Annotated in this window: 20 protein-coding genes; 10 read left to right on the top strand and 10 right to left on the bottom strand. The window is 59.0% G+C overall.

Translation table 11 applies throughout. From position 1 onward, the window contains the following. Window positions 1-165 precede the first annotated feature (165 nt). Together mltA and tcdA are read left to right on the top strand one after the other, a co-directional pair. Window positions 166-1263: a murein transglycosylase A gene (gene mltA / locus KCG39_RS13295; RefSeq protein WP_087829891.1), complete on the top strand. Its 1098-nt coding sequence runs from the start codon at window positions 166-168 to the stop codon at window positions 1261-1263. A 105-nt stretch (window positions 1264-1368) separates the two neighbouring features. Continuing rightward, window positions 1369-2178 (top strand): tRNA cyclic N6-threonylcarbamoyladenosine(37) synthase TcdA, encoded by an 810-nt coding sequence (gene tcdA / locus KCG39_RS13290; RefSeq protein ID WP_004124436.1) that lies wholly within the window; start codon window positions 1369-1371, stop codon window positions 2176-2178. Window positions 2179-2218: 40 nt separating this feature from the next. On the opposite strand, the gene csdE is transcribed toward tcdA, so the two are convergent. Together csdE and csdA are read right to left on the bottom strand one after the other, a co-directional pair. Further along, window positions 2219-2656: a cysteine desulfurase sulfur acceptor subunit CsdE gene (gene csdE, locus KCG39_RS13285; RefSeq protein WP_004124433.1), complete on the bottom strand. Its 438-nt coding sequence runs from the start codon at window positions 2654-2656 to the stop codon at window positions 2219-2221. Next, on the bottom strand, window positions 2656-3861 hold the full coding sequence (gene csdA / locus KCG39_RS13280) for a cysteine desulfurase CsdA (RefSeq protein ID WP_087829888.1): 1206 nt from the start codon (window positions 3859-3861) through the stop codon (window positions 2656-2658). Before csdA ends, csdE begins: the two co-directional genes overlap by 1 nt. Window positions 3862-4059: 198 nt before the next feature. On the opposite strand from csdA, the gene KCG39_RS13275 reads away from it, so the two are divergent. The 4 genes from KCG39_RS13275 to rlmM all read left to right on the top strand — a co-directional run bounded on the left by KCG39_RS13275 (window position 4060) and on the right by rlmM (window position 7264). Then, on the top strand, window positions 4060-4284 hold the full coding sequence (locus KCG39_RS13275) for a YgdI/YgdR family lipoprotein (protein ID WP_032742197.1): 225 nt from the start codon (window positions 4060-4062) through the stop codon (window positions 4282-4284). Between the two features lie 554 nt (window positions 4285-4838). After that, the gene (gene gcvA, locus KCG39_RS13270; protein WP_004124422.1) at window positions 4839-5756 is read left to right on the top strand and encodes a glycine cleavage system transcriptional regulator GcvA; all 918 of its coding nucleotides are present in this window, start codon (window positions 4839-4841) and stop codon (window positions 5754-5756) included. 19 nt (window positions 5757-5775) lie between these two features. Then, window positions 5776-6171 carry a DUF423 domain-containing protein gene (locus KCG39_RS13265; RefSeq protein ID WP_004105073.1) on the top strand — a complete coding sequence of 132 codons (396 nt, stop codon included), beginning with the start codon at window positions 5776-5778 and terminating at the stop codon, window positions 6169-6171. After that, on the top strand, window positions 6164-7264 hold the full coding sequence (rlmM, locus tag KCG39_RS13260; RefSeq protein ID WP_142468460.1) for a 23S rRNA (cytidine(2498)-2'-O)-methyltransferase RlmM: 1101 nt from the start codon (window positions 6164-6166) through the stop codon (window positions 7262-7264). Before KCG39_RS13265 ends, rlmM begins: the two co-directional genes overlap by 8 nt. 206 nt (window positions 7265-7470) lie before the next feature. Here the strand turns inward: rlmM and fucR are convergent, their stop codons facing one another. The 5 genes from fucR to fucP all read right to left on the bottom strand — a co-directional run bounded on the left by fucR (window position 7471) and on the right by fucP (window position 13292). Continuing rightward, window positions 7471-8181 (bottom strand): L-fucose operon activator, encoded by a 711-nt coding sequence (fucR, locus tag KCG39_RS13255; RefSeq protein ID WP_142445199.1) that lies wholly within the window; start codon window positions 8179-8181, stop codon window positions 7471-7473. 57 nt (window positions 8182-8238) lie between these two features. Beyond that, the gene (gene fucU / locus KCG39_RS13250) at window positions 8239-8661 is read right to left on the bottom strand and encodes an L-fucose mutarotase (protein ID WP_004124410.1); all 423 of its coding nucleotides are present in this window, start codon (window positions 8659-8661) and stop codon (window positions 8239-8241) included. A 1-nt stretch (window position 8662) separates the two neighbouring features. Continuing rightward, the gene (gene fucK, locus KCG39_RS13245; RefSeq protein ID WP_142445198.1) at window positions 8663-10081 is read right to left on the bottom strand and encodes an L-fuculokinase; all 1419 of its coding nucleotides are present in this window, start codon (window positions 10079-10081) and stop codon (window positions 8663-8665) included. A gap of 93 nt (window positions 10082-10174) precedes the next feature. After that, window positions 10175-11950: an L-fucose isomerase gene (fucI, locus tag KCG39_RS13240; RefSeq protein WP_142445197.1), complete on the bottom strand. Its 1776-nt coding sequence runs from the start codon at window positions 11948-11950 to the stop codon at window positions 10175-10177. A gap of 31 nt (window positions 11951-11981) precedes the next feature. Next, entirely contained in the window at window positions 11982-13292 is a 1311-nt protein-coding gene (gene fucP, locus KCG39_RS13235) for an L-fucose:H+ symporter permease (protein WP_004124401.1), read from the bottom strand. Between the two features lie 559 nt (window positions 13293-13851). On the opposite strand from fucP, the gene fucA reads away from it, so the two are divergent. Next, window positions 13852-14499: an L-fuculose-phosphate aldolase gene (gene fucA, locus KCG39_RS13230; RefSeq protein ID WP_004124398.1), complete on the top strand. Its 648-nt coding sequence runs from the start codon at window positions 13852-13854 to the stop codon at window positions 14497-14499. Window positions 14500-14666: 167 nt separating this feature from the next. Here the strand turns inward: fucA and xni are convergent, their stop codons facing one another. Then, the gene (gene xni / locus KCG39_RS13225; RefSeq protein ID WP_004124395.1) at window positions 14667-15422 is read right to left on the bottom strand and encodes a flap endonuclease Xni; all 756 of its coding nucleotides are present in this window, start codon (window positions 15420-15422) and stop codon (window positions 14667-14669) included. A gap of 97 nt (window positions 15423-15519) precedes the next feature. After that, on the bottom strand, window positions 15520-17463 hold the full coding sequence (locus KCG39_RS13220; protein ID WP_142468459.1) for a sigma-54-dependent Fis family transcriptional regulator: 1944 nt from the start codon (window positions 17461-17463) through the stop codon (window positions 15520-15522). A gap of 271 nt (window positions 17464-17734) precedes the next feature. On the opposite strand from KCG39_RS13220, the gene ssuD reads away from it, so the two are divergent. The 3 genes from ssuD (at window position 17735) to KCG39_RS13205 (ending at window position 21826) form a co-directional block, all read left to right on the top strand. After that, on the top strand, window positions 17735-18907 hold the full coding sequence (ssuD, locus tag KCG39_RS13215) for an FMNH2-dependent alkanesulfonate monooxygenase (RefSeq protein WP_049088640.1): 1173 nt from the start codon (window positions 17735-17737) through the stop codon (window positions 18905-18907). 41 nt (window positions 18908-18948) lie between these two features. Beyond that, a complete protein-coding gene (locus KCG39_RS13210; RefSeq protein ID WP_142468458.1) occupies window positions 18949-20346 on the top strand; it encodes an FAD/NAD(P)-binding protein in 1398 nt (465 codons plus the stop codon). 73 nt (window positions 20347-20419) lie between these two features. Next, window positions 20420-21826 (top strand): LLM class flavin-dependent oxidoreductase, encoded by a 1407-nt coding sequence (locus KCG39_RS13205; protein WP_142468457.1) that lies wholly within the window; start codon window positions 20420-20422, stop codon window positions 21824-21826. 164 nt (window positions 21827-21990) lie between these two features. Here KCG39_RS13205 and KCG39_RS13200 read toward each other — a convergent pair whose 3' ends face one another. After that, complete coding sequence (locus tag KCG39_RS13200; protein ID WP_142446849.1) at window positions 21991-22932, bottom strand: aliphatic sulfonate ABC transporter substrate-binding protein; 942 nt, start codon at window positions 22930-22932, stop codon at window positions 21991-21993. Window positions 22933-22956: the final 24 nt, after the last annotated feature.

Below are 22956 nucleotides of genomic sequence, written 5' to 3'. Positions count from 1 at the left end.
TTTGACAGAAATCGTCGATTTTGTAAAAAATGGTGCATACAGAAGCACTTCCCGCTTGTTTTTTGCGCAAAACTGCCTTTGCGGTGCCTAAGCGCATTTCATTAGCCCTGGCGGTTTGTTATCTTCATCACGCACCCGGGCTTAGCAGCATAAAGAAGAGATACCATGAAAGGACGTTGGGCAAAATATGCAGTAACAGGCGCGATGCTGGCAATGCTGGCCTCCTGTTCCTCAAAACCGACCGATCGCGGTCAGCAGTATAATGAAGGTAAACTCACCCAGCCGTTTTCGCTGGTTAACCAACCTGATGCGGTCGGCTCGCCGATTAACGCCGGCGACTTCTCCGAGCAGGTGAGACAGATTCGTAGCGCCTCTCCGCGTCTCTACACCAGCCAGAGCAACGTCTACAATGCGATTCAGGAGTGGCTGCGTTCCGGCGGCGACACTCGCACGCTGAGCCAGTTTGGTATCGACGCCTGGCAGATGCAGGGGACGGATAACTACGGTAACGTTCAGTTTACCGGCTACTACACGCCGGTGGTGCAGGCGCGTCATACTCGCCAGGGCGAGTTCCAGTATCCGATTTACCGGATGCCGCCGAAGCGCGGCAAGCTGCCGTCCCGCGCCAGCATCTACGCCGGCGCTCTGAGCGACAACTACATCCTGGCCTACAGCAACTCGCTGATGGATAATTTCATCATGGACGTGCAGGGTAGCGGCTACATTGACTTTGGCGACGGTTCGCCGCTGAACTTCTTCAGCTATGCCGGGAAAAACGGCTGGCCCTATTACAGCATCGGTAAAGTGCTGATCGACCGCGGCGAAGTGAAGCGCGAAGATATGTCGATGCAGGCGATCCGCGAATGGGGCGAAAAGCACAGCGAGGCGGAGGTTCGTGAATTGCTGGAGCAGAACCCGTCGTTCGTCTTCTTTAAACCGCAGTCCTTTGCGCCGGTGAAAGGCGCCAGCGCGGTGCCGCTGATTGGCCGCGCGTCGGTGGCCTCCGACCGTTCCATTGTTCCTGCTGGCACCACGCTGCTGGCGGAAGTGCCGCTGCTGGACAATAACGGTAAGTTCAACGGCCAGTACGAGCTGCGTTTAATGGTGGCCCTCGACGTTGGCGGCGCGATTAAAGGCCAGCACTTCGATATTTACCAGGGCATTGGTCCGGATGCCGGACACCGTGCCGGTTGGTATAACCACTATGGCCGCGTATGGGTGCTGAAAAACGCGCCGGGCGCGGGCAACGTCTTTAGCGGCTAGTACTCACGTTCTTTTCCCCGGTCGCGCTGCGCTTACCGGGGCTACGGTAGCCCGGGTAAGGCGCTTGCGCCGCGGCCCGGGAATATCCACTTATTCTGAGGTTTTATGTCTGTTGTAATCAGCGATGCCTGGCGCCAGCGTTTTGGTGGCACGGCGCGTTTATATGGTGAAAAGGCGCTGCAATGTTTTGCCGATGCGCACGTCTGCGTGGTCGGCATCGGCGGCGTGGGCTCCTGGGCGGCGGAAGCGCTGGCGAGAACCGGGATTGGCGCGATAACCCTCATCGATATGGATGACGTCTGCGTGACCAACACCAACCGCCAGATCCACGCGCTTGGCGGTAACGTTGGCCTGGCGAAAGCCGAGGTGATGGCGGAGCGCATTCGCCTGATCAACCCCGAGTGCCGGGTCACGGTGGTGGACGATTTCATCACCCCGGAAAACGTCGCGGAGTATCTTGGCGTTGGTTTTAGCTACGTGATTGACGCCATCGACAGCGTGCGCCCGAAAGCGGCGCTGATCGCTTACTGTCGTCGCCATAAGGTTCCGCTGGTGACCACCGGCGGCGCGGGCGGGCAAATCGATCCGACGCAAATTCAGGTCGCCGATCTGGCGAAAACCATCCAGGATCCGCTGGCGGCAAAGTTGCGCGAGCGTTTGAAGAGCCAGTTCGGGGTGGTGAAAAACAGCAAAGGTAAGCTCGGCGTGGATTGCGTGTTTTCCACCGAAGCGCTGGTTTATCCGCAGGCGGACGGCAGCGTGTGCGCGATGAAAAGCACCGCTGAGGGGCCGAAGCGAATGGATTGCGCATCCGGTTTTGGCGCCGCGACGATGGTGACCGCGACCTTTGGTTTTGTCGCCGTCTCCCACGCGCTGAAGAAAATGCTGGCGAAGGCGGAGCGGCTGACGGCGTAAATTCCCGGGTCGCGGCGCAGGCGCCGCCCCCGGGATGAGCTTAAACCTCAACCTCGCGGGCGGCGGCGAGTACCGCCTCGCTCAGGGCGCTGAGCCCCTGGCTGCGCGAGGCGCTCAGCTGGCCGCGCATTCCCAGCGCATCAAACAGCGCCAGCGGATCCTGCGCCAGCAGCTCGGCGGCGCTTTTGCCTTCAACGGCGGTCAACAGCACCGCCAGCATGCCGCGCACGATACGGCCTTCGCTATCGCCGAAGAAATGCAGCTTGCCCTCGGCATCGACGGAATAGCCCAGCCAGACGCGGTTTTCACACCCGGCAATCTCTTTGGCGCGCGCTTTCTGGTCGTCCGGCAGGGCGGGAAGCTGCTTGCCCAGTAAAATCAGCTGGCGGTATTTATCCTCCCACTGGCTGAGCGGAGTAAAGGTCTGCCGTAGAAATGCCTCGGTGATGCGGGTTCCAAAAGGGTGAGAAGTCGTCATTAGTCCACCAGAATTTCCAGAGCGCGGTCAATGGCGTGCACCAGCGCGTAAACGTCGTCTTGCGTATTATAAGGCGCGAAGGAGGCCCGCAGCGTGCCGCTGACGCCAAGCGCCGCCAGCAGCGGCTGAGCGCAGTGCTGACCGGCGCGCAGCGCGATACCCGATTCCGCCAGCAGCGTCACCATATCGCTATGGTGAACGCCGTCAAAATCAAACGCCAGCAGGCTGGCGTCCTGGCAGCGGAACGAACGGAATCCCGGACGTTTCGCCAGCTCCTCTTCCGCCAGCGTGGCCAGACTGCGGCACCAGTTTTCCGCCTGCGCGATATCCGTCTCCTCCAGCCACTCCAGCGCCGCGCTCAGGCCAATCACCCCGGCGATATTGGGCGTCCCGGCCTCGAAGCGCCAGGGGGCGGGCTGGGTTTTGAAGCCGTCGAAGGTGACTTCGGTAATCATTTTTCCCCCGCCGAGCCACGGCGACATCTCCGCCAGCCGTTCGCGTTTGCCATACAGCGCGCCGATGCCGGTCGGCCCGTAGAGCTTATGGCCGGAAAAAGCATAAAAGTCGATATCCAGCGCCTGGACGTCCGCCGGGAAATGCACCGCCCCCTGCGCGCCGTCGACCATCACCACCATCCCGGCAGCGCGAGCCTGGCGAATCGCCAGCGCCAGGTCCGGGCAGCCGCCGGTGACGTTGGACATCTGGCCAATCGCCAGCACCCGACTGCGCGGCGTGATGAGCGCGCCAAGCGCCGCTACGTCCGGCAGACGGTTGCCCGCCAGCGGCAGCTTCACCACCCGCGCGCCGGTTTGCTCTGCAACCATTAACCACGGCACCAGGTTGGCGTGATGCTCCGCTTCGCTGACGATAATCTCATCGCCGGGTTTCAGACGCGGGCGCACGTAGCTCTGCGCCACCATATTAATGGCTTCGGTGGTGCCGCGCGTCCAGACGATATCTTCGCCGGATGGGGCATTAAGCAGCGCCGCCACGCGTTCGCGCGCGTTCTCATAGCGTTCGGTTAGCTGCCGGGCGGCGGCGAACTGGCTGCGATGGACGTTGCCGGCGCTAAGGCGATAGAACTGGTCGCTGGCCTCAATGACCGCCAGCGGTTTGAGGGTGGTCGCGGCGCTATCAAGATAGACGCCGGCGTCGGCCAGCGCCGGGAACTGGGCGCGAAATTGGACGGGGTTGAATGCGTTCATGAGATTCCTCGTATCGATATCAGGATCGTCGCGCAAATCGGCGGGTGATACAAGGTTTGTGCTAACGACTGGAATTTTCTGAATATGGCTTCGGGTGGGTAAAAGATAGTTATGCTGAATAGTGTTGGGTTTGCGTTTTAACCTGGTACAGAACGAATCATAAACAGTATAAATAGTCGAAAGGAGAGAAAGATGAAAATGAATAAGACTGCCGCAATTATTACTGCCTGTGTGCTGACCTTTGGCCTGAGCGCGTGCTCCTCCAACTACGTGATGCATACCAACGATGGGCGCACCATCGTGACCGACGGCAAACCGCAAACGGATAATGATACTGGCATGATTTCGTACAAAGATGCCTGGGGTAACAAGCAGCAGATTAACCGTTCTGACGTCAAACAGCTGGGCGAGCTGGATAAGTGATTAGCGTATATACCCTAAATAATTCGCGTTGCAGGAAGGGGGCAAGTGAGCGAACCCCAGGAGCTTAATCGAGTAAGTGACTGGAGTGAACGACAAATCTGCCGGGAGCAGATTTGAACGTCGCTTGCGACGGCCCGCCAGGGTGAGGCCCACGGCTCGGCCGAGTAATCCGAGGCCAACGCACGTGCAACTTGAAGTATGACGGGTATAGCAGGCAAAAAAAAAGCACCGCGCAGTGCGGTGCTACATTAAATCACTATGGACAGACAGGGTAAATGTACAGGAAGTGAAAAGGGGTAGCTGAGCTACCATGGTCCGCAAACCCGGACCAATTGCAAACACAACAACACAACATCACAACCGTAAGCCAAAAGCTTGTTGGAACACGCATTCCAAAAAAAGCTCTTCGTTCCGGCTCAGGAAGTGCCGCCACTATAGGTATTTGCTGGTAGAAGCTCAACGGACAAATTATAATAGCTCAGATAAAAAAAACTAATAGGTTAACTATTGTTTCCTGTTTGTTAAATTGCCTTAACATCTAAGCCAGAATAACTATGTCCAAGCGTTTGCCACCTCTGAATGCATTACGTGTTTTTGATGCTGCCGCCCGTCATCTTAGCTTCACTCGCGCCGCCGATGAGCTTTTTGTGACCCAGGCCGCAGTCAGCCACCAAATCAAGTCCCTGGAGGATTTCCTCGGCCTCAAACTGTTCCGTCGACGCAATCGTTCTCTTCTTTTAACGGAGGAGGGGCAGAGCTATTTTCAGGATATCAAAGAGATTTTTTCGCAGCTCACCGAAGCGACCCGCAAGCTTCAGGCGCGAAGCGCAAAAGGGGCTTTAACCGTCAGTATGCTGCCCAGTTTTGCCATTCAGTGGCTGGTGCCGAGACTCACAAGCTTTAACTCAGCTTATCCGGGAATCGACGTCAGAATCCAGGCCGTGGACCGTCAGGAAGATAAGCTAGCCGACGATGTCGACGTGGCGATTTTTTACGGCCGCGGCAACTGGCCGGGGCTACGGGTGGAAAAACTGTACGCCGAATATCTGCTCCCGGTGTGTTCCCCGCTGTTACTCACCGGTGATAAAGCGTTGAAAATGCCTGCCGATCTGGCGCAACATACCCTGCTGCACGACGCTTCCCGCCGCGACTGGCAAACTTATACCCGTCAGTTGGGTCTAAACCATATCAATGTTCAACAAGGACCTATATTTAGCCACAGCGCAATGGTGCTGCAGGCGGCAATCCATGGACAGGGGGTCGCGCTGGCCAACAATGTGATGGCGCAGTCCGAGATTGAGGCAGGCCGTTTGGTCTGTCCGTTTAATGATGTTCTGGTCAGTAAGAATGCGTTTTATCTCGTTTGTCATGACAGTCAGGCAGAACTGGGTAAAATAGCCGCCTTCCGCCAGTGGATTCTGGCAAAAGCGGCTAATGAACAAGAAAAATTTCGCTTTCGTTATGAACAATAAATCATCGTAGGGTAAACACATGACCAGCCGTTTTATGCTGATTTTCGCCGCGATAAGCGGTTTTATCTTTGTGGCTTTGGGCGCTTTTGGCGCGCATGTTTTAAGTAAAACGATGGGCGTTGCGGAAATGGGCTGGATCCACACCGGCCTGCAGTATCAGGCTTTCCATACGCTGGCGATCTTTGGCCTGGCGGTGGCGATGCAGCGCCGGATCAGCATCTGGTTTTACTGGAGCAGCGTCTTTATGGCGCTCGGTACCGTTCTTTTTAGCGGCAGCCTCTACTGTCTGGCGCTCTCGCATTTACGCCTGTGGGCGTTCGTTACGCCGGTCGGGGGCGTCTGCTTCCTCGCCGGTTGGGTATTAATGTTAATTGGTGCAATTCGTCTGAAACGTAAGGGCGTTGTTCATGAATAAAGTTGTCCTCTATTGTCGCCCTGGGTTTGAGAAAGAGTGCGCAGCAGAAATTACCGATAAGGCCTCGCGCCTTGAGGTGTTTGGTTTTGCCCGAGTCAAAGACGACTCCGGCTATGTGATTTTTGAGTGCTATCAGGCCGAAGACGGCGAAAAGCTGGTGCGCGAGCTGCCGTTCAGCTCGCTGGTGTTTGCCCGCCAGATGTTTGTGGTTGGCGAACTGCTGCGCGACCTGCCGCCGGAAGACCGGATTTCCCCGATCGTCGGTATGCTGCAGGGCGTGGTGGAGAAGGGCGGCGAGCTGCGCGTGGAAGTGGCCGATACCAACGAAAGCAAAGAGCTGATGAAGTTCTGCCGCAAGTTTACGGTACCGCTGCGCGCGGCGCTGCGCGAAGCGGGCGTGCTGACCAACTATGAAACGCCAAAACGTCCGGTGGTCCACGTGTTCTTTATTGCGCCGGGCTGCTGCTACACCGGCTATTCGTTGTCTAACAACAACTCGCCGTTCTATATGGGCATTCCTCGCCTCAAGTTCCCGTCCGATGCGCCAAGCCGTTCGACTCTCAAGCTGGAAGAGGCGTTTCACGTCTTTATCCCGGCGGATGAGTGGGATGAGCGTCTGGCGAACGGTATGTACGCGGTGGATCTCGGCGCCTGCCCCGGCGGTTGGACCTATCAGCTGGTGAAACGCAATATGTGGGTCTCCTCGGTGGATAACGGCCCCATGGCGCAAAGCCTGATGGATACCGGCCAGGTGACCTGGCTGCGTGAAGATGGCTTCAAGTATCGCCCAACGCGCAGCAACATCTCGTGGATGGTGTGCGATATGGTAGAGAAGCCGGCGAAAGTGGCGGCGCTGATGGCGCAGTGGTTGGTGAACGGCTGGTGCCGGGAAACCATCTTTAACCTGAAGCTGCCGATGAAAAAACGCTACGAAGAGCTATCGCGTAACCTGGCCTATATTCAGGAACAGCTCGACGAGCACGGTATCAACGCGCAGATCCAGGCGCGCCAGCTGTATCACGATCGCGAAGAGGTGACGGTTCACGTTCGCCGCCTGTGGGCTCCCGTCGGCGGTCGCCGCGACGAACGCTAGTTTGCCCGCTTGTAGGCCGGATAGGGCACTAAGAGCCTATCCCATTAGGGCTATTTTGTTTGCCATTTTGAACCTGGGCAGTGCTCAGAATCCTCACGTACTACGTGTACGCTCCGGTTCTTCCGCGCTGTCCGTGTTCAAACTGACTGCACCAATAACGCCTATTGGGATAGGCTCTAAGCCGCTATCCGGCGCTGCCATAGCCGTTATGACTGCGACACGTCCGAAACAATATGCGTCACATCATCCAGATGGCCGATCCGTGCCTCTCCTGAGCGATTAAATTTGCTCTTATCAATCAGCAATAACGATTGCGACGCCCGCTTGAGCAGCAGCGATTTGAACTCGGCGTTCACCGTGTTTGAGTCCCAGAGCGCGCCCTCGCTGTCGATACCCTCGCAGGAAAAAATGAACAGGTCGATCTCCAGCGCTTTGAGCTGTGGGATAAGCGACGCGCTGACGTAGCAGCCGTATTTTCGCTGGAGCGTACCGCCGGAGCAGGTGAGCTGAATGTACTCTCGCTTGCTGAGCTCCTGGCAAATTGGCTGGCTGTTGGTAAAGACGTGAAGGTCGATATCAGGCAACTGGCGGGCCAGATACCAGCAGGTGGAACTGGCATCAAGGGCGATAACCATCCCCTCTTCTATCCACGCAAGCGCCTCGCGGGCGATATCCGCTTTGTGCGCGTAGTGGCTTTTCAGACGGATATGAAAAGGGTCGCCGCTATCCCGGCTTTGCCGGTGAATGACTTTTGCCCGGCCGTGGTTACGCAGCACTTTTCCCTGGGACTGGAGCTCGCTGAGATCGCGGCGGATGGTTTCTCTGCTGACGTTCAGCTGCAGCGATAAGGCTTCGGTGGTCAGGCTGTTATGGTTAATGAGCAGGTCTAGTATCGCTTGCTGTCGTGCCGCTTTCATTTTTCTCACCCTGGCGTTCGCTGAGCGCCCGCATCAGACGGGCGCTCCGGCATGAGATTACGGCGTTACTCCTTTTTTTAAAAGAATATTCCCGTACTTAGCGCGCTCACCTGTGATAACGATCGCAAAGGCTTTTTGCGCCCGCTCGTAGAAAGCAAAACGGTCGATGCGCGTGATATCCGGGCAGGGCGCGGGGCCGGAAAGCGCCTCGCGGTAGCGGGTTTCCACCTGCGGATCGAGGGCGTCGCCGGTCACGGCGGCCATCATCACCAGCGGCGGAGCGTAGCTGTCTAACTCAAACAGCGGAATAATCGCCTGCAGCAGGTCGCTGACCTGCAGGCCGTCGGCTCGAATGACCTGTGGCCCCATGCTGTGCGCCGGGAAGTGGGCATCGGAAAAGACGATCTCATCTCCGTGCCCCATTTCCGCCAGCACTTTCAGTAGCTCCGGCGATATTAACGGGGAAATTGTTTTTAGCATCTCATACTCCCTCAATCAGTTCGGGATCGGTTTGCGGGTAAAAATAGCGATACTGATAGCTCACCTGCGCTCTGGCCTGCTCAGGGCTGCTGAATTCACCGACGCCATACCAGCCAAACATGGCGGCGCCGGCGACGGTGGTTTCGGCGTCATCCAGTACTTTAATCGGGATCTCCAGCCTGTTGGCTTTGATCTGATTCCACAGCGCGTTGCGGCTGCCGCCGCCGACCAGCAGCAGCTCGCTGGCGTTAAAGTGACCGATTTTTTGCAGCGTTTGTAGGTTGTTCGCCAGCTGTTCGGCTAATCCCTCCAGCGCGGCGAGGTAGAAGTGACCGCGAGTGGTATTCAGCGTGATGCCCTGCCAGCCCGCATTTGGGCTGGATAGCAGGTCGCACTGCATCTTCACTTTTTGAGCGCCGGCGGGGAGGGCGCGGGCCTCTTCAATCAACGTTTGCCACGGCGTTTCAGGCGTCCACAGCAGCTGGCGTATCCATTCCAGCACGCCGGAGGCCAGCCACTGCATGCCGGGGTTATAGCGTCCCGGCTGGCTATCCAGCTCGCAGGTGGATCCCGCGTAGTGGCTGAGTAGCGGCGTATTCACCTGAGCGCTGCGCACCATCAGGATTTCCCAGGTGCCGGAAGAGAGCACCGGTTCATCCTGCTCCGCGCCCGCGCCAAACAGCGCGAACTGGGTATCGTGTCCGGCGGAGATAACCGGAATGCCGACGGCTAAACCCAGCATCTTCGCGGCATCGCTTTGTAGCGTGCCGATCTGCTGGCCCGCCTCAACGAGCCGGGGAAACAGGCGGCGCGGCAGCCCCGTCGCCTGCAGGATCTGCGCGCTGAAATCCCGCTGGTGGATATCCAGCATCTGGCTGGTGCCCGCCATGGTGATATCGGTCGTGAATTCCCCGGTCAGACGCTGGTTGAGAAGCGAGGAGATGAACAGCCAGGCATGGGCCTGCTCCAGCAGCTGCGGGTGGTTCTCTTTCAGCCAGATCAGCTTATACAAGGTGTTGAAGGCAAATGCGCCGACGCCGGCAATCTGCTGGAGCTGCTGCGCGGGCATAAAGCGGCCGATATTGTCCATCACCGCCGCGGTACGCGGACATTTCCAGCTGATGACCGGATAGAGCAGCTTGCCCTGTTCATCCACCAGCGCGCCGTCGACGCCGAAGGTGGTGACCGTGATGCCGCGAACCGTGCAGGACGAGAGCGCATCGCTAATCTGCCGGCAGCACTCGGCGAAACGTTGCAGGATCGCCTCCAGCGACCACTGGTGCCAGGCGCTGTTCTCCACGGCGATATCGCTGGCGTTGGCCGTTGCGGCGCGGGCGATAATGTTCCCCTGGCGGTCAACCGCAATCGCCCGCACGTTGGTGGCGCCGCAGTCGAGGACCAGGATGACGTCTTTTTTCATAGTGAACTCCATAAACGTCGCCGGATGGCGCCGCGCTTATCCGGCCTACGGTTCTGTAGGCCCGGTAAGCCTGCGCCACCGGGCAAAGCCGCATTAACGTTTATACAGCGGGCCGTAGTTTTCGCAGGCGCGGTAATCCTGGCCTTCGCTATCCATACCGTGCGCAGACCAGCTGGAGGGGCGATAAATTTTCGCCTCATCTACGTTATGCATGCAGACCGGGATCCGCAGCATCGACGCCAGGGTGATAAAGTCGGCGCCGACGTGCCCGATGGTCAGCACGCCGTGGTTAGCGCCCCAGTTCGCCATCACCGAGTAGACGTCGGAGAACGGGCCTTTACCGGTCAGGCGCGGCGCAAACCAGGTCGTGGGCCAGGTGGAGTTGGTGCGGGCATCGAGTTGGTCATGCATCGCTTTCGGCAGCTCTACGCTCCAGCCTTCGGCGATTTGCAGTACCGGGCCAAGACCTTTGATGATATTCACGCGGGTCATGGTGAACGGCACGCCGCCTTCGGTCAGGAAGCGGGAGGAGAAGCCGCCGCCGCGGAAGTATTCATGAATCGCCGGGCACCATTCGGTGGCCGCCAGGCAGGCGTCGGCCTCCTGCTGGCTGATTTCCCAGTGCGGTTTCATGGTTGGCTTGCCTTCCGCATCGCGCTGTTTGCAGGCGCCGTCCAGCGCCGCCGAACCGGAGTTGATCAGGTGGATGATGCCGTGCTCCGCCAGCCCGGTGAGCGGTTGTCCGGTGACGCGTTCTACCGCTTCCGGCGACCAGTAGGTGCGCACGTCGGCAAATACCTGAGCGGTGCCGGTCAACTGGTGGCCCATCAGCATTGCCACGCCGTTGAGACTGTCGTTTTCCGTGGCGACGACAAAGGGTTCGCGTACGCCGTTCCAGTCGAACGAGCTATTGAGCAGCGCTTCGGCGGTATCGCCGTTGGGGTATTGATCGGTCCAGTGGCGCTGGCCCTGAAAACCCGCAGCGATGGCGTTATAGCCCAATGACTCTTCGACCAGCCCTTTTTCCGCCAGCTTGCTGTTGCCCTGCATCATGTCGCGAATGCACATCGCCATCAGCAGGCTCTCTTTCAGCACCGCGCGGCTCTGTTCGGCATTGCGCTTATACTGCTGCGCGTTCTGGTCTTCGCCGTAGCGGAAGTTTTTATCCGCCCACGCCAGCGCCATTTCCAGCTCGCTTTCATCATAGATTTTCTGGTCGATGCGGCGGCGCAGTTCGGTCATGTCCACCGCCTGCACTTTCATACCTAGCCAGGACTCGAAGAAGTTGTGATCGACGATAGAACCGGCAATCCCCATCGACACGCCGCCGACGGAAAGATAGCTTTTGCCCTTCATGCTGGCGACCGCTAAGCCGGCGCGGGCAAAGCGCAGCAGTTTTTCTTCGACATCCGGCGGAATGCTGGTGTCGTCGGCGTCCTGTACGTCGTGGCCATAAATGGAGAATGCCGGAATACCCTTCTGGCTATGCGCCGCCAGCGCCGCCGCAAGGTAAACCGCGCCGGGGCGCTCGGTGCCGTTAAAGCCCCAGATGGCTTTTGGCCGCAGCGGATCCATATCGATAGTTTCGCTGCCGTAGCACCAACACGGGGTGACGGTAATGGTGACGCCGACGTTCTGGCTGCTGAATTTCTCCTCGCAGGCAGCGGACTCCGCCATACCCGCGATGCAGCTGTCGGCGATGACGCACTCAATCTGCGCGCCGCAGGCGTGACGCAGTTTTTCCGCGATCAGCGCGGCGGTGGCTTTCGCCATGTTCATGGTTTGTTCTTCCAGCGACTCGCGTACTCCCATGCGGCGTCCATCGATCACCGGGCGAATGCCAATTTTCGGTAAGCTGATTTTTTTCATTACAGATTCCTCACGTTATTCGGATAAATGTTTAGTTAGCTGCCGTTTGCGAACGGAAACGGGCGAAAATGAAGATGACGGCAAAGCACAGGGCCGGAACCAGCTCCGCGGTGGGAATATTGCCGGCGGCGTCGCTGACAAAGCCCATCACCGGGGTGACGATCCCGCCGCCAATAATGGTCATGACGATAAAAGAGGAGCCGTATTTGGTGTCCTGCCCCAGGTTTTTGATGCCCAGCGAGAAGATGGTCGGATACTGAATGGACATAAAAGCGCTGCACAGCGTCAGGGCCAGCAGACCCACGTGGCCGCCGGTGAAAGCGGAAATCAGGCACAGGATCATGGAAAGCAGGGCGTAGGCCGCCAGCACTTTATGCGGCGCGAAGCGGCTGATGAGCCAGGTACCGGAGAAGCGGCCGATAAAGAAGCACACCATGGTGCCGGTCAGATAGTTGGCGGCGAAACCGGGCGTCATGCCGGGGATCTCTTCGATAGCGTAGCGAATCAGATAGCTCCAGCAGGCGGTTTGCGCGCCAACGTAGCAGAACTGCGCCAGCACCGCCCAGCGCCAGTGGCGAACGCGGACCAGGCGAGCAAGGGAAGCGGAGAAAGAACTCTGGTTGGCGTCACTATGGTCGTCGCTCTGCAGGGCCGGAAATTTGGTCAACATAATCAACAGAGCGACCAGTAAGACAACCGCGACGATGATCATATACGGGGTTTGCACCGAGAGCACCAGGCTGTGCTTATAGGCGCTAAGCTGCTCCGGAGCCATTTTATCGAGCACATCCTGCGATTGATGCGGCACATTAGACAAAATAAGACTTTGCCCAAAAACCACCGCAATAATGGCGCCAAACGAGTTAAAGGTCTGGGCAAGATTAAGCCGGAAGTGACCGCCGCTTTCTGGGCCTAACACGGTAACAAACGGGTTTGCCGCGGTTTCTAAACACCCTAAGCCCGCAGCAATAATAAACAGGCCAATCAGAAATAAGGTGTAATTCATGACCTCGGCGGCGGGCCAGAATAGCGCGGCACCAAAAGCATATAAGAACAGTCCGGTAATAATACCGGCTTTATAACTTAACTTTTTCATCAAGATTCCGGCCGGAATAGGGATAACGAAATAGCCGAAATAAAAGGCGGATTGAATCAGTCCGGCCTGAAAATTCGTCAGCGTAAAGGCTTGTTGAAATTGTGGTAATAAAATATCGTTGAGATTATTAGCGACCGCCCAAAGAAAAAATAACGAGCACAGCAGGGCGAAGGGAATAATGTAGCGCTTGCTTTTCCCTGTCTCTACCGCACGAAAACTCTGCGTTTGTATTGTTGTGTTTCCCATAGCATCCTCATTGGTTCAGAAGCGTGTTCAGCGGCCGGCTTATGCCCACCAGACCACAATAATCAGGTGAGCTCTTGCGGCGACGTCAACAGTGAAATAAACATCACGGAATGAACTCATGAATGCATTTTCAAATTAAAAACGCCTTTTAATATGATGACGGTCACATTTAGCATCCCCTCGGTGATTTTATGTGATTATCATCACTTTAATTATCAGAAAAACATGACCGTTTGAGGAAGTTAATTCTAAAACCCACAGGTTGAATGCCCGATTTAATTTATAATAAAGAAAACGGTCAGTTGTTAAAACTATCAGCAAAATGCCCGTTTTTAAATCTATGAGTAAGAACGGGCATTTTTTTATCAGGCAAAAACGAGAGAACGCTTTTTTTAGCCTGAAATAAGTGAGGGGTATCACAGAACCGGTGAATGTAAATTCCTTTCTGATTATTCGGGATGAAGATGATGGGCAATTATTCGAGTTATTCAACAGCGTCGCGCGTCTTATCCGACGAGCCGTCTGTTGTGGCATTGCGCATCATAAAGAGAGGTAAAGAATGGAACGAAATAGACTGGCCCGGCAGATTATTGATACCTGCCTGGAAATGACCCGGCTGGGGTTAAATCAGGGGACCGCCGGCAACGTGAGCGTGCGTTATCAAGGGGGAATGCTGATCACGCCGACGGGTATTCCATATGAAAAGCTGACGGAGGCGCATATTGTGTATATCGATGCCGAAGGCCAGCACGAACAGGGTAAACTGCCGTCCAGCGAGTGGCGTTTTCATCTGGCGGCCTATCAGACCCGCCCTGACGCGCACGCGGTGGTGCATAATCACGCGGTTCACTGCACGGCGGTGTCGATCCTCAATCGCCCCATTCCCGCCATTCACTATATGATTGCGGCGGCGGGGGGCAACTCTATCCCCTGCGCGCCATACGCCACGTTCGGTACCCGCGAGCTGTCTGAACATGTGGCCGTGGCGTTGAAAAATCGTAAAGCGACGCTGCTGCAGCACCATGGACTGATCGCTTGTGAAGAGAATCTGGAAAAGGCCCTGTGGCTGGCGCATGAAGTTGAGGTACTGGCGCAGCTCTATCTCAGTACCCTGGCGATTATCGATCCGGTGCCGGTTCTTGATGACGAGGCCATCGCCGTTGTGCTGGAGAAATTCAAAACCTACGGATTGCGTATCGAAGAGTGATGCCGTAAGCGAAGGTTTCTGCCGACGGCTTCCGGGAAACAGATCCAGTGCGGCTTCGCTTATTCCCCCGGTGGCGGCTGGCGCCTTACCGGGGCTACTGGGTCATCACCGTCTGCGGATCGGTAGCCCGGACAGATCCGCAGCATTGCCTCCGGGAAGCCCCAGCGCTAGCGGGCCAGCCGCAGCTGCTGCAGGTTGCCGTCCAGCTGTAAATCGGTTTGCAGACGTGCGATTTCCCGGCAGGTGAAGGCCATCTCTTGCTGTTCTTCCAGCTTCTTGCGCCACTTCTCCGGCACGTCCGCCAGCCGCGCGTAGATTCCTTCCAGATCCTGGAAATCGGTTAATAGCTGGGCGGCGCTTTTTGGACCAATCCCCGCCACGCCGGGAACCTTTGAGCTGCTGATGCCCGCCAGCCCCCAGTAGTCGGGCAGCTGCTCCGGCGTCACGCCAAACTCTTTGGCGATAAACGGCGCGTCGAGCCAGCGCTTCTGGAAATAGTCGCGGATGCGAATCGTCGGCGACAGCAGCTGGCAGTAGCCTTTGTCGGTTGAAACGATGGTTGCCTGATGGCCAGCCTGCGCCACCTTTACCGCCAGGGTCGCGGCGAGATCGTCAGCTTCGCTGCCGCTGAGCGCCCAGCAGCGAAACCCGCGCTGCTCAAACGCCGCCCGCAGCGCCGGCATTTCCGCTTCGAGGGTCTCCGGCATCGGCGCGCGCCCGGCTTTATAATCGGGCAGGCGCTGATGCCGCCAGCCGTGGCCGCGGTCTTCATCATCAAATACCGCCACCACGTGGGTCGGTTGGCTATGAACCACCAGCTGTTCGAGCGCATGCAGGCAGGTATCGACGCAGGGTGACCCCTGCACCGCATGGATGCGGCGAATCAGATTAAGTGCGTCGACGATTAGCAAATGAACGGCCACGGATCCCCCTTATTCTCAACGTCTTTTAGGGTAACACCACCGCGCGGATGAGGCTATTGGCACCAGGAAAATCAGGAAGATGCCTCGCAGTTTCGGGCTAACCAACGTGCATCAGCAGGCGAGGATCGCCATGAGTGGCCTCGCCGTACCAGACCGCCTCGCGTACCGACACCGGTTTGTGGATCAGGCCCAGCGCGTAAAAACGATCGGCGATACTTTGCTGGGCGCGAATCACGTGGAGATCCATTGGCCGCGGTCGATGGCTGCGGCGCGCCAGGGCTCGGGCCAGAGAAGCGGCGTTAAGCCCCTGCTCGGCGGAGAGCAGTCCGACGGCTTCCTCCCGATGCTGGTCGATAAACTGCCCGGTCTGCGTCAGTTCCGCCAGCAGGCGCTGCATGATATCGCTATTGCGGCTGGCGTAGTCGCGGCGCGACAGGTAGAACTGGTGGTTATTGACGCGCCCCTCGCCGCTGGCGACAACCCGTAATTCACCGCTATATTCCGCGTCGCTGAGCAGCGGATCCCACATCATCCAGGCGTCCACCGCCAGGTAATCGCTGGCGGTCAGTGGATATTTCGGCGGTATATAGACCACTTTGACGTCATGTAATCCCAGCCCGGCCTCTTCCAGGATATGCAGCAGCAGCCAGTGCACGTTAGAACCTTTATTCAGCGCGATACGCTTGCCGCGCAGGTCGGTAAGGGTGCGAATGTCGCTGTGCTGCGGGACGACCATCGCCACGCTTTGCGGCGCGGGTGGTTCCCAGGCGACGTAGACCAGTTCGCTGTTATTGGCCTGCGCGAAAACCGGCGGCGCTTCGCCGGTGGTGCCAAAATCGATTTCATCGCAGGCTAGCGCGTGCAGCAGCTGCGGCCCGGCGGGGAACTCGCTCCACAGCACGCTGACGCCGCGGCTGGCAAAAGCTTGCTCAAGACTTTGCCGCGCTTTCAGGATGCCAAGATTGCCGAAGCGCTGGAAGCCGATGCGCAGTTCCCGGTCGCGAGAGATCGTTTTGACCGCCGCGCTGTAGCGGGGCTCCTGACGGCGGCGGCTTTTAATGATGCCTAAATTTGCCAGCTGCGTGCGCAGCGCGTGGCGGCTGATACCGAGCAGCGCCGCGGCCTGACTTTGATTATCGTCACTGTGGGCCATCGCGCCGCGTATCAGCGCCCCGGTGACCCTTTCCCACAGCGGTTCGCCCGGCAGGGAAAGCTGACGACGAATAAAATCGTCGAGTTCATTATCGCCAACTGCCGAGGGCTCGTTGTTCAGGGTCGTCAGCCGCAGCTGGGCGGGGCCGATCTCCTCTTCTTTACTCAGCAATACCGCGTTATGCAGGGTGTTCTCCAGCTCGCGAATATTGCCCGGCCAGGGGTACGCCATCAGCCTTGCCAGCGTCTCCGGGGCCAGACGGCGAACCGGGCGACCTAAGCGGCGGGCGTAGAGCGAGAGAAAATGGTCCGCCAGCACCGGAATATCCTGGCGACGCTGGCGCAGCGGCGGCAGCGGCACGATGGCGATATTCAGTCGATAGTAGAGGTCTTCGCGGAAACGACGCTCGCGGATGGCCTGCATCAGATCCACGTGGGTGGCGGCGATCACCCGCACATCGACCTTAATGGCCTTGCGCGAGCCGACGCGGGTGATTTCGCGCTCCTGCAGGACGCGCAGCAGTTTCACCTGGAGCGCCAGGCTAAGCTCGCCGATTTCATCGAGCAACAGCGTGCCGCCTTCCGCCGCTTCGAACCAGCCGGGATGGCTTTGTACCGCGCCGGTAAACGCACCTTTTTCATGGCCGAACAGCTCCGCTTCCGCCAGGCTTTCGCTGAGCGCGCCGCAGTTGACGGCCAGGAACGGCCGGTGACGGCGCGGGCTATGGTGATGCAGGTAGCGGGCGACGACCTCTTTACCGGTGCCGGTTTCGCCGACGATCAGTACGGTCGCCTCTGTTGGGGCCAGTTTATCCAGCAGGCTCTGAAAAGCTTTCGACGCCGGGTCGATCAGCGTGGGCGTTGAGGATGGAAATTCAGGATTCAGCATGGTTGACCTCCGGCTTTTGATATCCTGAAGTTATCCTGTGCCGGGGACGGAAACCAGAGGGCTAACTCGCCGGTCAGTTGCAAATGCCGCAGTCCGAACGCATTGGCTGCGGCATTTGCAACAGCGGTATACGGTCCCGTTTTATCTAACCGACTGATTTTGTATTGTTAATTTTTTATTCACCATTGGCACGATTATCGCTAACACTCATATAACCAAATTAAAACAACTCTTCGATAAATATCGAATATGGTTATATAGGAAATCGATAATGACGCAAAAAACCGACGACAAAATCAATGTGTTCTGGTTTCTGCCCACCCACGGCGATGGTCGCTACCTGGGCACCGCGGAGGGCGGGCGGCCGGTTGATTTGCCTTACCTGCAGCAGGTAGCGCTGGCGGCCGACAGCCTCGGCTACTACGGCGTGCTGATCCCAACGGGGAAAAGCTGCGAGGACTCCTGGCTGGTGGCCTCGGCGCTGGCGCCGCTGACCCGTCGCCTGCGCTATCTGGTGGCCGTTCGTCCGGGCCTGCAGCCGCCGACGCTGGCGGCGAGGATGGCGACGACGCTCGACCGTCTGTCGGGCGGTCGGCTGCTCATTAACGTCGTCACCGGCGGCGATCCGGTGGAAAACAAAGGCGACGGTATTTTCCTCAGCCACGGCGAACGCTATCAGGTCACCCGCGAATTTCTCGACGTCTACTCGCGCCTACTGAAAGGTGAAAAGGTGGATTATCACGGCGAGCATATCCACGTGGAAGGCGCGGAAGTGCTGTTTCCGCCGGTACAGGAAAACGGCCCGCCGCTGTTTTTTGGCGGCTCCTCTGAGGAAGCCATCGACGTTGCCGCCGATCAAATCGATACCTACCTGACCTGGGGGGAGCCGCCGGCGCTGGTGGCCGAAAAGCTGGCGGTAGTGCGCGAGCGCGCCGCCGCCCGGGGCCGCACGTTGCAGTACGGGATTCGTCTGCATGTGATTGTTCGCGAAACCGAAGAGGAGGCGTGGGCCGCCGCCGATCGGCTGATTTCTCACCTTGATGACGAGACCATCGCCCAGGCGCAGAAAATTTTTGCCCGTATGGACTCCACCGGCCAGGCGCGCATGAGCTCGCTGCATAAAGGATCGCGCGACAATCTGCGTATTGCGCCGAACCTGTGGGCGGGCGTAGGGCTGGTGCGCGGCGGGGCGGGAACGGCGCTGGTCGGCAATCCGCAGCAGGTGGCAGAACGCATTCGCGAATATCAGGCGCTCGGTATCACCAATTTTATCTTCTCCGGCTATCCGCATCTGGAAGAAGCCCATCGTTTCGCTGACCTGGTCATGCCGCTATTGCCGCTGGCAGGCCACGATCAGCCGAAGGCGCGTAGCGTCAATACCGGCCCGTTCGGCGAAACCATCGGCGGCGATAAGCGTCCGGTGAAACAGGTCAGCGCAAGCTGAGGAGGCGCGTATGTTACACCGGTTTCTGAAGGCGGTGGGCTATGCAAACTGAACCGCACGTAGTGATCGTCGGCGGCGGATTTAGCGGTGCGGCGGTGGCTATTCATCTCCTGCGCCTGGCGCCGACTGGCGTGCGGGTCACGCTGCTGGAGCCGCGCGAGGTGCCCGGTGCGGGCGTGGCCTACTCCACGACCGAACCGAGCCATCGGATTAACGTTCCCGCCGCACGGATGCAGCTTGCCGGGGAAGAGGAGGGCGCATTCGACCGCTGGTACCGCAGCCAGCCTGCTTTTGCTGATGATCCGCAGGCTCTGTTGGAAGACGGCGCGGTCTATCCGCAGCGCGGCCAGTTTGGCCGCTACGTCGCCCAGCGTTTTGCCGAGAAGGCGCGCGCCAGCGGTGGGCGGCTGACGCATCTGCGCGAGCAGGCGCTAAGGTTTGAAGATGGCGAGATTATCACCGATGGCGGGCATCGGCTGCGGGCCGATCTGCTGGTGCTGGCCATCAGCCATCCGCCGCCCTCTCTGCCGTCGCTGGCGACGCCGTTCGCGATCCATCCGGCGCTCATCGCTAACCCCTGGCGAACGGGCGTGCTGGACGCTATCGCGCCGGAGGCGAGCGTCGCGGTCATGGGCACCGGCCTGACGATGGCGGATACCGTCGCGACGCTGACGCGGCTGGGACATCGGGGGCCGATAACGGCATTTTCACGCCGTGGGCTACTCTCCCGCAGCAACCTGAGCGGCAGCGCTGACCCCTGGGAAGGCGAGTATACCTACGGATCGCTGCGCCAGCGGCTGCGGCAAATCCGCCGGGATATCGACCGCGCCGCAGAGCGGGGGCAGGCCTGGCAGGTGGTGCTGGACGCGGTGCGTAATCAGGGGCAGGAGATCTGGCAGGCGCTGTCGGTGGCCGATCGTCAGCGCTTCCTGCGTCATTTACGCAGCTACTGGGACGTTCACCGCTACCGTATCGCTCCCCAGGTCGCCGGGATTCTTGAGCAGCGCCAGCGCAACGGCAGCCTGCGAGTGCTGGCGGCCAGGCTTACTGCGCTGGCAGGCGACGCGCAAAAATTGACGCTCACCCTCTCGCCCCGGGGCGGTGAAGCGCAGCGGGTGAGCGTTGACCATTTTATTTTAACCACCGGCCCGGCGCACGGGGCCCTCACCGACAGCCAGCCGCTGCTGCGCCAGCTGAGCCAGGATGGGCTGATTCGCGCCGACGCGTTTGGCCTCGGGCTGGACGTTGATCGCCGCTCGCGGGCGATTGGCCGGGAAGGGCGGGTCGCGCCCAATCTGCTGGTCTCCGGGCCCGCCGCGCGGGCCCATTTCGGTGAACTGATGGGGCTACCGCAGGTAGCTGACCATGCCGCCGCCGTAGCTGCCGAAGCATTACTGGCGCTGGGCATTAAGCAATCCGCCCGATGTCCGGCGTTCTGAACGCCTTTTATCCCCTGATTCCTTTAATGATTATGCGCGCGTCCCGACAGCGGGGCGCGTCGTGGAGAGCGCTATGTCATCACAACGTGAAATTCGTCTGAACGCTTTTGATATGAACTGCGTCGGCCATCAGTCGCCGGGGCTGTGGGCCCATCCTCGCGACTGCTCCTGGCAGTATAAAGACCTTGAGTATTGGGTCGACCTGGCGCGTTTGCTGGAGCGCGGCAAGTTTGACGGGCTGTTTATCGCCGACGTGCTGGGCGTCTATGACGTGCTGAACGGCAACGGCGATGCGGCGCTCCGGCAGGCGGCGCAGGTGCCGGTCAACGATCCGCTGGCGCTGATTACGCCGATGGCGCTGGTGACGGAGCATCTCGGATTCGGTCTGACCGCTTCGCTCTCTTTTGAGCATCCCTATCCGTTCGCCCGCCGCCTGTCGACGCTCGACCATCTGACGAAGGGGCGAGTGGGCTGGAATATCGTGACCTCCTATCTGGAGAGCGGGGCGCGTAATATTGGCCAGAAAGCGCAGACCGACCACGATGCCCGCTACGACTACGCCGATGAGTATCTGGAGGTGGTCTATAAGCTGCTGGAAGGGAGCTGGGAGGATGGCGCGGTGCTACGCGACAGGGAACGTAAGATCTTCAGCGATCCGCGAAAAATTCATCCGATTAACCATCAGGGCAACTTCTTTTCGGTGCCGGGGATCCACCTCTGCGAGCCATCGCCGCAGCGTACGCCGGTGCTCTATCAGGCGGGCGCTTCCAGCCGCGGCAAGCAGTTCGCCGCCGGCCACGCGGAGTGCGTATTTGTCGGCGCGCCGTCGAAAGTGCTGCTGAAAAAGACGGTGGCGGATATTCGCCGTCGCGCCGAGGAGGCCGGGCGCGATCCGCGCAGCATCCTGATCTTCAATATGCAGACGGTCATTGTTGGCGAAACCGACCGTGAAGCTCAGGCGAAATGGCAGGAGTATAAACCGTACGTTAGCTACGAAGGGGCGCTGGCGCTGCTCTCCGGCTGGACCGGCATCGACCTTGGTCAGTATCAGCCGGATCAGGTGCTGGAGTATCTGCATACCAACGCGATTCAGTCGATGGTAGAGGCGTTTTCCACCGCCGATCCGAATAGCCAGTGGACCGTACAGAAGCTGGCGGACTGGGCGGGGATCGGCGGCTTCGGGCCACTGGTGGTCGGCAGCCCGCAGACGGTCGCCGATGAGCTGCAGTCCTGGGTCGAGGAGACCGACGTCGATGGCTTTAACCTCGCCTATGCGGTGACCCACGAAACCTTCCGCGACGTGGTGGATTTGCTGGTCCCGGAGCTGCAAAAGCGCGGCGTGTTTAAGCAGGAGTATCGCGAGGGAACCCTGCGCGAGAAGCTGTTTGGCGCCGGCCCGCGGCTGGCTGCGCCGCATCCGGGCGCAGGCTATCGCTACGGCGCGCAGGTCGTGGTCGGACGTGAAGAGAAGGTGAGTTAATTTTGCCGGTCCCCCTCTCCCCGAAGGGTGAGGGGCTGAACTGTGGGGCGGAAGGTTTTTCCCGGAGGCGGCGCTTGACGCGCCTGTCCGGGCTACGGGTCCACCGCCGTCTGCGGGCCGGTAGCCCGGACAGGCGACTGCGCCGCGACCCGGGAAGTGAAGGCTTACTGCTTATCCAGCGACCAGGTCGCGCTGCGCACGTCTACTTTTACCGGCAGCAGGCCGATACGGGTGAAGGTATCCGCCAGCGCCTGCTGTTCGTTATAGACCGCAGGCGTCATACGCTCTGCGCCATAAGGCAGACGCGCCAGCGTCTTCAGCCAGATAGCTTTATCCAGCCCGGTAGAGGTGGAGAGGATCCCGGCGGCATCGTCCTGATGACCGTTGGCCCATTCGCTCAGTTTACCCAGCTCATCCACCACCTGCTTTGCGGTATCCGGATACGTGTCGGCAAATTTGCGGCTGGCCAGGTAGAAAGTGTAGTGCGGCACCAGCCCTTCGGCATTGCGAATCTGCCGCGCTTTGGCGTTCGTTTCCACTTCGGCGAGGAACGGATCCCAAATAACCCAGGCGTCAATGGCGCCGCGCTGGAAGGCGGCGCGGGCGTCAGCAGGCGGCAGATAGACCGGCGTGATATCTTTATAACTCAGCCCGGCTTTCTCCAGCGCGGTCACCAGCAGATAGTTCACGTCGGAGCCTTTATTGAGCCCCACGCGCTTGCCTTTAAGGTCGGCGACACTCTTTACCGTCGAGTTTTCCGCCACCACGATGGCTTCGGTTTTTGGGTTCGCCGGAGAGTGGGCTAAATAGACCAGATCCGCCTGCGCCGCCTGGGCAAAGGCCGGGGGCGCATCGCCGGTGGCGGCAAGGTCGATGCTGCCAACGTTCAGTCCTTCCAGCATCTGCGGCCCGGCGGGAAATTCAATCCAGCGTACGGCGATACCCTGCTTTTTGAAGCTTTCATCGAGGGTGCCGCGATATTTAAGCAGCGCGAAGATATTCGCTTTCTGATAACCGATGTTCACGGTCTCCGGCGCCTTCGCCAGCGCGGAAATGGATAAGCCTGCAAGCAGGAGTAGCAGCGCCGGGCGGGATAATCTGAGCATGATTTGTTCTCCTTGAGCGGTTTT

Origin of the sequence: Klebsiella pasteurii (assembly GCF_018139045.1) — a bacterium.
GTDB lineage: Bacteria > Pseudomonadota > Gammaproteobacteria > Enterobacterales > Enterobacteriaceae > Klebsiella > Klebsiella grimontii.
The sequence above is the reverse complement of the archived record's forward strand: the minus strand, read 5'-3'. Positions and strand labels throughout refer to the sequence as shown.